The sequence below is a fragment of the Marinobacter sp. HL-58 genome, assembly GCF_001314605.1.
In the GTDB taxonomy this organism is placed as follows: Bacteria; Pseudomonadota; Gammaproteobacteria; order Pseudomonadales; family Oleiphilaceae; genus Marinobacter.
In genome coordinates this window covers 66,995-79,194 of sequence record NZ_LIHP01000004.1, presented here as the reverse complement: position 1 = coordinate 79,194, position 12,200 = coordinate 66,995, and the positions used below count along the sequence as shown (strand labels likewise).

Here is a 12,200-nt window from a genome sequence, read left to right as displayed (position 1 = left end):
GCATCACCTATTTCAGCACAACGGCGGCAAGGCTGCGCCAAGTGGCACGACGAAACGGGCTTCGCCGAAGCGCCTTTGCCATCTCCCCCAGCGCCTCGCGCTTCGAGCCATGGCTAGCCAGGTAGCGGGCCTTTCTACTGTGAAAAGCCGCAAACCCGAAATCGAACTCCTTCTCTGACATGGCATCCGGAAATTCCCGCCTGAAATCATTGATGATTTGCCAGTTGGAATCAAAACGTCGGGTCTTGTCAGAAGAAATCTGGTCGTCCATTACCCGGTAGTAGGCGAAATACTGCGGGACATAGAGAAATCGAAACCTAGCCGAAAATCGAAGCCACAAATCATAGTCATCGGCAACCCGCCGCGTACCGCTCATCGCACCGAGCTCGTCGAAACATCGGCGTCGTGCCATGGCCGTATTCATGCTCACGCAGTTGTCACGAATCATATAAGTGGCTATGTGGCCCGAATACCGCTTCATGTTCTTTCGGGTCACTTCCTTGCCATCCTCATCGATAACGATGATGTCTCCATAGATAACATCGTAGTCCGGATGCTCCCTGAAAAGTTCAACCTGCTGCTCAAGCTTCTCAGCGGGCCAGTAATTGTCTGAATCCAGGAAACATACAAAGTCACCTTTTGCCTCGACCAGGGCAAGATTGCGGGCAACGCTCTGGCCCTGATTTTCCTGATGGAAATACCGGACCCGTGAATCCGCCAATGCAGGCTCGAGCAGGTCCCAGGTATTATCTGTTGAACCGTCGTCAACAATCAGCAACTCGAAATTCGTGAAAGTCTGGGCGAGAACACTATTGACCGCCTGTTCTATAAAGTCAGCCCGGTTATAGGTGGGGGTGATTATGCTCACCAGGGGGCTAGTCGACTTATTCATTTTTCATTCCTGAACCAATCCATGTTCCTGATCTTTTAACCAGGCCTGAAACATCAAAATACCCCACAATTCAAAACTATAATCCTCCCGACCTGAAAGGTGTTCGTTCCATACCTGCCGAACCATCTCGGGCTTCCAGTAGCCCTGTTCACGCAGGCGCACCGGCTCCAGTAATTCTTCAGCCCACTCCCGCAAAGATCCCCTCAACCAGGCTGCGACAGGAACCGCAAACCCCTGCTTGGGCCGATCAATCAGTTCCCGGGGAACATGGCGGTAAAGCACCGACCGGAGCACCTGCTTCCCTACTTTACCGTTCATATTAAGAAATGTAGGCAGCCCCATGGCAAACGACACCACCCTATGGTCCAGCATGGGAATGCGGGTTTCCAGGCTACAGGCCATAGCGGCGCGATCCACCTTGGTCAGAATATCATCGGGCAGGTACCAGTTGAGATCCCGCCACATCAGCGTTTTCAAGTCATCCTCCGGCACCTGATCCGGAAGTGGCCCTCTCAGCCCGTAATCGCCCTCCCCTGACTCTGCCAACGCCATAGCCGGGTCTGGCCAAATAGAAACAGATTGGCGATAGAACTCTGACAGACTCTGTGCAGAAGCAATGGTTCGGGCCCGTGCCAGGAGCAACCTAATTGCATCCACACTGCGCCCTCTCTGGGACGGAACAAGAGCGCGAATAGCCCTGGCGGTTGGTCCAGGCGGAAGCCGGCCGGAAAGCGCTTTCATTCGGGACCGTACCGAACCACGCCGCTGCCATGCCCGCAACATGCCTGGGTAGCGAGTGTAACCACAGAACAGCTCGTCACCACCATCGCCGGAAAGCGCGACAGCCACATGCTTGCGGGTCATCTCGCTGACCAGATACGTAGGCAACTGGGAAGAATCGGCAAACGGTTCGTCGTAAATCTGCGGCAGCCGCGGAACCAGATCCCTGGCGTTCTGTTCTGTCACGTAAAGCTCAGTATGGTCGGTGCCCAGGTGGCTTGCCACTGCTGCTGCGTGTACCGCCTCATTAAAGCCTTCTTCATTAAAGCCAATGCTGAAGGTGCGAACGGGCTGGCTCGCCTGCTTCTGCATCAGGGCAACAATGGTGGAGGAATCCACACCGCCGGACAGAAAGGCTCCCAACGGCACGTCCGATACCATCTGATCTCCGATCACATCTTCAAGAAGCGCTTCCAGATGGGAGGACGCATCGTTGAAAGTCCAGTCCTGCCCCTCAACAAACTGATCTTCCAGGCGCCAATAGCGGGTGGAGTCGGGCAATTTTCCGGGCACCAGCTGGTCGAGGTCCAAGCTTACGAAGGAAGCCGGGAGCAGCTTATAAATGCCGGAATAGATGGAATGGGGCGCCGGAATCAGGTTGTGGCGCAATAACAGCGGTAATGCACCACGGTTGATCTCCCCTTGCCAGGCCGGATGGCGCGTAAGGGCCTTGAGTTCTGATCCAAACAACAGGGTTTGGCCCTGCCAGCCATAATACAGCGGCTTCTCGCCCATGCGGTCCCGAGCCAGATAAAGCTTTCGCTTCGCCCTGTCTGCCACGGCAAAGGCAAACATGCCATTAAACCGCGTCAGCGCCTGTTCAACGCCCCAGGCCTCAAACGCGGCAAGCATCACCTCCGTATCGGAATGGCCGCGAAAACTGGCCCCAGCCGCTTCCAGTTCCGCTTTCAGGTTCCGGAAGTTATAGACCTCACCGTTAAAGGAAATAACATACCGGCCAGATTCGGAGGCCATGGGCTGAGCGCCAAGCTCGGACAGGTCAATAATAGACAGGCGGCGGTGGGTCAGACCCAGGCGTAAGTTCCCGTCAAACCAGATGCCACCCGCATCGGGGCCACGATAGATGATAGCCTGGCCCATGCTGTCCAGTATGGATTCACATTGCTCCCTGCCACTAGGTGGCACTGGCCCGGCAAATCCTGCGAAGCCACACATTCAGTAAACTCCCTTTGCCATATGCCCCGCCTGAAAGGTGCCTGTATAATGCGCATCAGCATCTCTCAGCGACCTTTGTTTTGCCCCACTAGTTATCTGAGTCCAGAAAGCAGACGACGCTTCCTCGGATTATCGAATTCCTATTTTTAGGTTGATCTAGACAATCGTCTTGGTCTCGCTTTCACCGCTTCAGTAAGCCGATGCTTAACCTTGAAAATATTTTTCGCCCAATGACGCTTTGTGCCGGGAGGATAGCCTAGTTCATTGAGAATGCTTCCAGCATACTCCCAAGCAATGGCCTGATCAGGCCCAGAGAGAACTTTCTTCCACTTTGTCACGTTTCCAATATCAATGGGCCCAGAAAGCCCCGCATGGTGGCTATCTATCCGATTACCTACCTTATTGGCCGCCTTCCGTGAGAAAGCAGTGAGCATCTCAGGCGCATAGTCTACCTCGAGGAACTCACAAAGATCATGAAGCCTCTCCTCCGGCGCCTCCGCAAGGTCTTCCATCTTGAGCAGGAATACCCGATCAGGCGGTAGCATAGCCAGCATCTTCTGGCCGACCATGATACGCTCCTTCCAGAAATTTAGCGCAGTTATAAAATCATTCGGTCCGAACCATTGCTGCATTAATGACAGTGCAACGTCTCTCCCATCCCGCACCAGATGAATATACTTGGCATCAGGAAATAAATTATTGAGCACATCAATATTCGTTATGTAGCTTGGCGTTTTATCCCCCCAGATATCCTTTCCATGGTGTCGGGCATAGGCGACGTATAATTCGCGAATGGTTTCCGCCAAATTACTGCAGTTCGATAAATCGATGGCCTCGATGGACGGCGTGTAATCCCATCCTTTCACATACTTCTCATTAAGGATTCTTTCAACCACGTTTTGCCGCAGTTCTGGTTGATTCAACTCATCATTGATAGATTCCCTATGCCTGTAATATTCGGTAAAAAAATGGGATTCGTAGGGAATCGCAATTCTGGGATGGGAGTCCAGCATCAAGCTCAGAATTGTAGTCCCTGACCGAGCAACACCAATTTCGAAAATGGGAGGTTTTTTCTTTATATCCATTCTGATTTTCCCTATTTAAGTTCAACCTAAATGTTTCAGGACTTTGGTCTCCCAGATACTAAACATTCAACTGGCAATGCGAATATGGATACTGGCTCGCTCCATAGCGATGGGTTTATGGGGCACGTGGCGATATAGCACCGACCGCAACATCTGTTTACCGATACCATACTGGACATTCAGAGGTGTCGGCAAAAGTAGATAAGATGATGCAGCGTTAATAGCCCAGCGCCAAGCTCGGACAGGTCAATAATGGCCAGGCTGCGGTGGGTCAGCCCCAGGCGTAAGTCCCCGTCAAACCAGACGCCACCCGCATCCGGGCTTCGGCGGATAATGGCCTGCCCCATGCTATCCAGTACAGTTTCCCATTGGCCTCTGGTACCAGGCAACTCCGTCCCGGCAAATCCTGCAAACCCACACACTCAGAAAACTCCCTTTATGGTACTTTCCGCCTGAAACATGCTGGCACAATACGCATCAGCAATTCACGCTCCTCCTCTTTGAGGGCCACCAGCCAATACAGCAGGCCATACACCGCGCCCGACACCACAACGGACAAAACAATATCAAGGTAGCCCGGAAACCCATACTCAACCCGCCACAAGGCGAGGCCAACACCCATAACAGTCACCGGAATAAGTGCCGGCAGAATCACTTGCTTCACAAACTGAAGCATTGTTATCTCCAGATTATTTGCAACGACCTTCAGATATATCGGCATAACGACAAATACTGGCAACACTGAACCCAACGCCGCACCAATGACGCCATATTCAAAAACCAGCCAGATGCTAAGGCCCAAATTTCCCAGCGCGGCTGGTGGCGCAACTTTGGCAAAAATTACGTGTTTGTTAATAGCGGTTAGATAACGGCTTGCGAAAGGATTTAGCTTGGGCACAAGGGTGTAGACAACAAGCAGCACGATAATCGCATCTACCAGCGCCGGATCAAACTCCCCCTCAAGCCAAATGGCGATGAATGGTCCTCCAATAAGGCAGACCCCCACCCCCATTGGAATGACCAACCCAACCACCAGTTTGCTGGCAACCATATATATTGATTTAATTTTGTCTTGCTGATTTCTGGCGTTGAGATCGCTAAACAAAGGCATAAACACATGAGTCAACGTCATCGTAACACTTGAAATATATCCCACCAGAGTAGAGGGAATGGTATATACGGGTAACGCAGCGGGCCCAAGTATGGAGCCGATTACGAGTTTGTCTGAAAGCCGCTCAACCTTGTAGGCAGCGCCCTGAATAAACGACTTAAGCCCAAATGAGAGCATCTCTTGGAGTTTCTTCCGAGAAAAGTACCGAATATTGGGGTAAATAGTGCCAAGAGCAGGTTTAAGGAGAATTAGACCGAAAATCAGCAGCTTGATCACCTGGGATGCAGCTCCCAGCCCCACAAGTAAAACAAGACCATTCTCAGGTGTAATATATATATAGCTAATAACGGCTATGGCTATGGTCGTGAGAATATTGACCATATTCTTGAAGTAATAGCGCTGCAGACCCTCCAGATAACTTTCTGTGACATATTTGGGAAAAACAAAAAGCAATTGCACCCCAACAAGCAGCAAGAAAAGCACATACTTCGCCATCTCTTCTTCACCACTGGGATTAAGCCACTCAGGATAGGTCGTCGCCCATATCCAGAAAAAGCTCGCAAGTAAAAAACCTACGATTCCAAGAAAAACAAGACTGCAAGCGTAAACGGTCAATAGTGCGTCACGGTCTTTCTGGGCATTGTACATAGAAGCGAATCGGCTGACAGTCGGTCGCATACCCAAGTCAAGCATCCCCATATAGCCCACCAAAGCCAGCACCATCTCGCGCAGGCCGTAGTCATGGTGCCCCATTGCTTTTAGGTAAATAGGTGCCATCACAAAGGTAACAACCATACTGACAATCAGTTGGGCCATGTTTGAACTAGTGTTAACAATTATCCTTTTTAGCATCAAATAAGATCACTTGAAGTGTGTATAATTATTGAAGTGCGCTGACCTAACTTACCGACCCGTCAACTGAGTCACTCTTTTTAACCATTGATACAAAGGGTAAACAACATCATAAAATCTAAACCTTGGATATTGATCCCAATCATGATCTCCTTTAGTCAAGAGCGTGGAAATATCAGGATCGACCATTGATAAATCTTCCGACTTACTGTCAATTACTAACGGACGATTCTCAACCTGTAAATAACCTTTCTTTGCTAGAATATTAATTAAAATATTATCACTGGATGCCACCTGAACTTGAACCACCTCAATTCTTCGCAGATAGCCCTCCACCACTTCTAACAACTTGGCTATTACCGAAATATCGCCTTCTCTATCAAAAAGCTCACATATAACTGCGCTTTTTTCGATTGCCTCATCGGCCAACCTGAAAACAAGCAATCCTGAAAGTTTATTATTAGTGTCATAGGCCCGTATGCAATAGTAATTCATCCAGGGAGCATGGGTGTATCTCCAGGATAGATAGGATTGGTCTCTCTCAACAGCGAAATCATAACGCTCTCTGGATCTACGCCATAATTCAGAATCATGCTCATCAAAAATCGCTGGCTTCGGATCTGAAGTTTTAAGCGTTTTATGCTCCTTACCGGTTAAACGCTCTTTCACTAAACCGATTGCTCTAATGGAAGAAAAAGCAACAAACCCTAGCCCCACAGCCAAGACCGAAAACCCTTTATAACGCTGTTTCATTATTTCAGGCTGTCCTCTAAATTTAAAAATCTTACAGTATAATTTCGAGGAGGGTCCAATATGGGCACCAAGCTTAATTTTTAGCCTTTGATTTGTTGGTGTCATTGCCAGACTCGCAAAAAAGTTGTGATCCTGGCGATTTAATTTTTGTAACTGACTTCCTAAACCGCTTCCCCGATATTCTTTAAAAACGTAAGTATCAATACTCCAAGCCAGAGGCACAGTTCTATCAAATAATTTACAATTAACTCGTAATGCTGCATTGTGACCGACGACCCGGCCATCACTCACCGCAATATAAACCGGAAACTCTGTTAAATGTCCCAGGTCTCCTGAAGACATCAGCCAGTGCCATCGTTCCGGATACTTATATTTTTTTCTTCGCCCATATACTTTATCGTAGAATGCTTCAAGCATCGGTATATCGTCGATGGTTGCACGCCTAACATCAATCGAGTTTTCCCCACTCATAACCTAGACCTCACCTATTCACCATCTCTGTATATAAGTGCCTCAGAGAGTTGGCGGGTTTACTGATGGAAAACCTATCTACTGCGATGCTCTGATAATCCTGAAATTGCTGAACCTTCTCATTTATTCCAAGAACGTAATCAACAAGCTTCATTTTCAGGCTTTGCGAGTCACCAACCTCGCACATATCAGCAGGACTTCCCTCAAGAACTTCCCTCAAACCGATGCAGTTGGACCCAATGATGGGTTTTCCCGCAGCCAGTGCTTCCATTGCCAATAAGCCGCAAGCTTCCCAGCGTGAAGGCATAACAACCACATCAACGCCCTTGATCGCCGCCGCCATATCGTTCGTTTGATCGCACTGATGAAAATAATTGTCTAACCCTTTTTTCGTCAGATATTCATAGTCCTCTCGAATAAACCCACCCCAACCGAAAGTGGCAACATGGGGCAAGGGATCCAGAGCTCCACTTTGGCGTATCTCTTCAAAAGCATCCACGAGTAAACGAAAACCCTTCTGCCCCATAAAGCGGCCAAAAAATCCCAGTAAGGGGGTCTTCTCATCAAGCCCGAGTTCCGCTTTGAGCGCTCTTGGCTCACGGTCCCGAAAGTATTCCGTATCGACACCATGCAGAATCCCATGCACCCTGCTCTGATCTATTGCTGGAAAAAACTCCAGCAAGTTGGATTTCGCATCTTCGGTAACCGTGTGAATGGCCGTCATGCGTCGGAACAGCAGCGACATTGCCAGCTGCTTAGCCCTTCCTTTCCACCCAGCGAACTGGGCAGGCAGGAAAACATCATGGGCCGTCATCAGGTGCGGTACATCGTAGCCAGTTCCAGCAATTTCAGATAACAAACCAGCAGAAAAGCCATGGGAATGGACCAGGTTGAACTCACCCCTGGCAATCAGTTCCCGGAGCTGCCTGGTAAACGCAGCACTACCCCGCCGAGCAGGTAATACGGTGATGCGGTTGCCGGGAACATATTGGGACAGAAAATCAGAAAGGCCATTATCGGGTGCGACCAGAGTGAAACTGCATTCACTGAAACAAGGCTGGCTATAAATGTAACAAAAGAAGGTGCGAATGCCCCCACCGGGCTGAAGAGCAGACATGAGAATGCGCATTGCTTAATTCCATCCTGGATTTAGCGACAACGAATGCCAAGACTCGCAAACCCGTATTACGGGCTCAACTCCCAACAGACAGAGCATTATGAGGCAAGTGAGCGTGAATGTCATACGCCGTAGCTATCCAGTACCCAAATAACCTCAGCACGCCCCCAACGATAGGAGTTTCTCTGCATTTATGGGAGAATCCGCAGCGGAAACAGGCCGGACAACGCCACTATTTTCAACTGCACCAGGGACGATGAAATGAGCTGGATCCAGAACCTCTACAACAATCGCAACCGCTTCAAACAGGCGATCATGGGCAAGCGTGTTGTGTTTCACCATGTGCCCAAGTGCGCTGGCACGTCCGTGTCCCGGGCCTTGCGTTTGCGCTACTTTCTATCCGAGGAATCCATCGCTGCACCGGGAACAGCCGCAGTAATGGAGCGCCAGCACGGCCCCCTGGATTTTTCCCGCCTGGAAGACTTCAACCGCATACGTACATTTCGGGTGGAGCTGCTCCACTACCTGATGTGGAAAGATATCTACTTTATTGGCGGGCACGTTCCATTCAATAGCAAAGCCTACGACCAGTTCCAGGGATACAAGCTGATTACCGTGCTACGGGATCCAGTAGAGCGTTTCATCTCTGAATACTTCTATAACTTCCAGCGGGACCACCAATCCAGGATTGAACTGGATTTCGAAAGCTACCTGGACTCCCCCCTGGGCCAGCGGAACGCCCTGAAATTCTGCGAATACTTCTGTGGCGATACCAAGCTGGTTATCGATGAACCGGCCAGGCTGGTTGAGAGGGCCAAGGCGAACCTGAAGCACTTCGCCGTGATCGGTTTTACCGATGACATGGAGCGCTTCGAGGCGGATGTTCGCAGGGAACTTGGGGTCCGGGTTTCTTTTGGCGTGCAGAACAAGCGCACAACCAGCGACAAGAAGGTTTCAGAAATCGTGACCCCGGAGCTAAGGAAGAAAGTGGAGGAAATGTGCCGGTTTGACCAGGAGATCTACGAGCACGCAAAACAGGCCTGTCTAAACTGAAGCCAGGAGGGGAAAACGGAACTCGCTCCTCGGCGCGGAAGCAAAACGCCTGGCCAGGCGAGCACCATGCAGTTTTTGATGAACCAGACCCAGGACGTTACCCAGTACCGGATTACGGTAGGTTATCAGTCGCTTTTCCAGCCAGGAGGCAGGCTTGTTCTCTGCATTGATACGGCGGACAAGCTTCGAAGTACCCATGCCATTCCCACCACGCAGAGTTGAGAATTGCGAGGAAAACCCGCAACTCCTCGCAATCCGGACCATCTCATTACTGAACTGCCCTTTTGGCCAGCAAAAATTTGGAGAGCACTCGCCCGCCCTCTTCTGCAACACCTCCCGGGTTTCGGCAAGATCCTCTTCCAAAATAGCCAGTTTCTCCTCCCAAGTGGCTCCCTGCTCCCACCAGTTGCCATGCCGATGGGAGTGGCTGGCCAGGTCCACAAGGCCCGTATCTCTGGCAGCCAACAACTCAGACCATCTCATTGACACTTCATCACCTTCAGGTGTTCCAGCAAGCGCCATTGAAGCTGCATGAGAGGGCTGCTTCCAGCTATCTGAGCCCTGAAGATCCCACCTCGGGCCCAAATCTCCGGGCCATGATGTCACCACGAAAAATACGGCCTTCGACTCAAATTCCTGCAATATAGGAAGCGCGTGCACCCAGTTGTCCAACCAGGCATCATCGAACGTCAATAGCACAGCCGGCTGACTCAGAGTTAGTTCCCCTGCCCTCCAGGCTTCAAATTCAGACAGGGAGAGCGTCCGAACATTATGCTCAGCAAATAACTGAAGGTGTTCGCGGAATACTGCCGGCGAAACCGAATGCGGTCCATTTATCGGTGAGATATGGTGATACATCAAGGCAGGAACCATCATGAAGTGTGTCCTTCGTATTGCGGGAGCGCCTTGGAACGATACTGAGCGCGAAACCAGGTCTTCCTGAAGCCGATAACCGATGCTGTAACCTTTTCACCAACCGGCCGAAACCCGAGTTTGAGATGGGACTTGATGGATGGGGAGCGGGTATACCAGACCAGCGAAACACATCCCTGAACCCCTTTTCCTTTCATAAGGCTACAGGCCCTATTTATCAACACAGCTCCGATTCTTTTACCCCTTGCCTCGGGGGTCACAAAAAGTGTTGATATCTCAAATACGCTGGACCAATTTGGAATCAATGAACGTAAAGCATGTTCGTTAGCCAGAGGGCGGCACCAGCAACCACCGAGAATCTCTGACGTTTTGGTATTGAATGCAATTACACAGGGCACGCCAGCCTTGAAACGAGACCTGACCATTGCTAACTGCCTCTCATCAGTGAGCCGGCCTGCAAGCTCATCCGGTAATGCATCAGCTACACGCTCAAGATCACTCTCATTCACCTCTTTTACGTCAATGCAATCTGCAGCCGTCCTGACTTCATTCCCATCAAGCAGTTTACACAGGACAACCCAGTCTTGCTGGGAGAACAAGCGATTGCGTGCCCGGTACAGAAAAAATTGAATTTCTTTGAACTCATTTTCAAGCCACTTCACACTCACCCTCTTATCCTGCTTGCCAAAGGATAGCTGGGCCGGACCTCGTCAGTGTGTCTGGAGGACGAAGATAGCTCGCAAGAGGCTGAAAGCTCGTGCGACACCAAACGCCCGAAGGCGATCACCAGCCCCCCCAAAAGATACCAATAGTACTGGGACAAGCCCCAATAGTTCAGGCTGTACACTGCGTACATCCAGAACACCGCAATAAGGCACTTGTTCAGTCTTGAATAATAGGATTGGTTATTCTTGTCCAGAGCCGCGAACCGCGATCGTACAACGGAGAGTCTGCGTGCAATTTGGTAAAGGAAACGGAGAAAAATGACAAATCCAATCAACCCCAGTTCGATAACAATCTCAGCATAGAGATTATGGCTAGCCTTTGTTGACCCCCATTTGTGATACTTTGCTTCGGGAGTAGTTCCAAGTCCATGACCTGCAACGGGTCGCGTCAATCCAAGCTTGAATTCTCCTACCATACCTCTCAAACGACCGTCGGCCGAGGCCCCCCCCGCAGTGTTGCTATCTACCAGCGAAAGATATCGATCTTTCTGAAGAGGCGTCATCACATTAAGAGCGCCAATAACCAATACCACGGCCATAACAATCAGCCCCATCTTATGCCGCGACTCCTTGAACACAAGAAACGCAACGACCAGCAGCGCAACAAATGCACCTCTGGACATGGTAAGAAGCAGTGCGTATAGCATGGCCGGCATCAAAACCAGGTAAATTAACTTGGATTTCCAGCCCAGCGGCCATAGCAGGTAATGAAGAAATGGAATGGCGGTCGCAATCACAAAACCCAACTCATTGGGGTTAATCACGTCGGCCGGAGCGCCTGCCAGTCGATCCGCAAAATCACCCCCACTCAGGTGCGTGGAACTTCCCCAGTAACCCTGGGTAATATTCATGTATAGCGGTTCCAGCACACGGAACACCTGGCAGAACACGAACACGCCAATAAACCACTTAAGGCGCTTTTCTGTATCCACAATCAGTGCTGTGAAGAACAAAAACACAACGGCTTTAATGAACGGATCGAGGTTCGAGCGGATTACACTCCCCGGCCACTCGACCAGAGGCAGACTGATGACGATATAACCAAACAGAACAAAGAGTGCTTTAAAGATCGGATCGTTGAAACGGCCCCTCAGCTTTTCACGCTGCAAAAATAATAGAAGGCTAATAACAACTACGGCCACCAAGGTTGGTCTGATGACACCATATCCTGGAATCCGGGATGAAAAACGGAGAAAAAAGTCGAGGATGAAATATAGATACAAAACGAAGCTGAACTGATTTACGATTTCTGTATCCAGTTTCGAAAGGACGCCCTGCTTTGCTTGCCGAGTGGAAGTCATCATTCCCTGTT

The 12,200-nt window shown here is 50.2% G+C and carries 11 protein-coding genes; 1 reads left to right on the top strand and 10 read right to left on the bottom strand.

The window, feature by feature from the left end:
• Positions 1-7: 7 nt before the first annotated feature.
• The 7 genes from HLUCCO03_RS04145 to HLUCCO03_RS04115 all read right to left on the bottom strand — a co-directional run bounded on the left by HLUCCO03_RS04145 (position 8) and on the right by HLUCCO03_RS04115 (position 8,249).
• Positions 8-892 carry a glycosyltransferase gene (locus HLUCCO03_RS04145; RefSeq protein WP_027832203.1) on the bottom strand — a complete coding sequence of 295 codons (885 nt, stop codon included), beginning with the start codon at positions 890-892 and terminating at the stop codon, positions 8-10.
• Positions 893-895: 3 nt separating this feature from the next.
• Positions 896-2,848 carry an asparagine synthase (glutamine-hydrolyzing) gene (gene asnB / locus HLUCCO03_RS04140; protein WP_027832204.1) on the bottom strand — a complete coding sequence of 651 codons (1,953 nt, stop codon included), beginning with the start codon at positions 2,846-2,848 and terminating at the stop codon, positions 896-898.
• A 146-nt stretch (positions 2,849-2,994) separates the two neighbouring features.
• The gene (locus HLUCCO03_RS04135; RefSeq protein ID WP_051603869.1) at positions 2,995-3,933 is read right to left on the bottom strand and encodes a sulfotransferase; all 939 of its coding nucleotides are present in this window, start codon (positions 3,931-3,933) and stop codon (positions 2,995-2,997) included.
• A gap of 179 nt (positions 3,934-4,112) precedes the next feature.
• A complete protein-coding gene (locus HLUCCO03_RS04130) occupies positions 4,113-4,322 on the bottom strand; it encodes a hypothetical protein (RefSeq protein WP_155939946.1) in 210 nt (69 codons plus the stop codon).
• A 47-nt stretch (positions 4,323-4,369) separates the two neighbouring features.
• The gene (locus HLUCCO03_RS04125; RefSeq protein WP_081813552.1) at positions 4,370-5,896 is read right to left on the bottom strand and encodes an oligosaccharide flippase family protein; all 1,527 of its coding nucleotides are present in this window, start codon (positions 5,894-5,896) and stop codon (positions 4,370-4,372) included.
• Between the two features lie 51 nt (positions 5,897-5,947).
• Positions 5,948-7,120, bottom strand: a complete 1,173-nt coding sequence (locus tag HLUCCO03_RS04120) for a GNAT family N-acetyltransferase (RefSeq protein WP_081813553.1) — start codon at positions 7,118-7,120, stop codon at positions 5,948-5,950.
• A gap of 10 nt (positions 7,121-7,130) precedes the next feature.
• Positions 7,131-8,249, bottom strand: a complete 1,119-nt coding sequence (locus tag HLUCCO03_RS04115) for a glycosyltransferase family 4 protein (protein WP_027832206.1) — start codon at positions 8,247-8,249, stop codon at positions 7,131-7,133.
• 249 nt (positions 8,250-8,498) lie between these two features.
• On the opposite strand from HLUCCO03_RS04115, the gene HLUCCO03_RS04110 reads away from it, so the two are divergent.
• The gene (locus HLUCCO03_RS04110; RefSeq protein WP_027832207.1) at positions 8,499-9,290 is read left to right on the top strand and encodes a sulfotransferase family 2 domain-containing protein; all 792 of its coding nucleotides are present in this window, start codon (positions 8,499-8,501) and stop codon (positions 9,288-9,290) included.
• Here HLUCCO03_RS04110 and HLUCCO03_RS04105 read toward each other — a convergent pair.
• Genes HLUCCO03_RS04105 through HLUCCO03_RS04095 form a run of 3 tightly spaced genes read right to left on the bottom strand, consistent with a single transcriptional unit; the run spans position 9,282 to position 12,192 of the window.
• Complete coding sequence (locus tag HLUCCO03_RS04105) at positions 9,282-10,166, bottom strand: polysaccharide deacetylase family protein (protein ID WP_051603871.1); 885 nt, start codon at positions 10,164-10,166, stop codon at positions 9,282-9,284. The two genes, HLUCCO03_RS04110 and HLUCCO03_RS04105, sit on opposite strands and share 9 nt — an antisense overlap.
• Positions 10,163-10,825, bottom strand: coding sequence for a GNAT family N-acetyltransferase (locus HLUCCO03_RS04100; protein ID WP_155939948.1), 663 nt, complete (start codon positions 10,823-10,825; stop codon positions 10,163-10,165). The genes HLUCCO03_RS04105 and HLUCCO03_RS04100 overlap by 4 nt, the downstream gene beginning before the upstream one ends.
• 2 nt (positions 10,826-10,827) lie before the next feature.
• Entirely contained in the window at positions 10,828-12,192 is a 1,365-nt protein-coding gene (locus HLUCCO03_RS04095; protein ID WP_292016616.1) for an O-antigen ligase family protein, read from the bottom strand.
• Between the last annotated feature and the right edge of the window lie 8 nt (positions 12,193-12,200).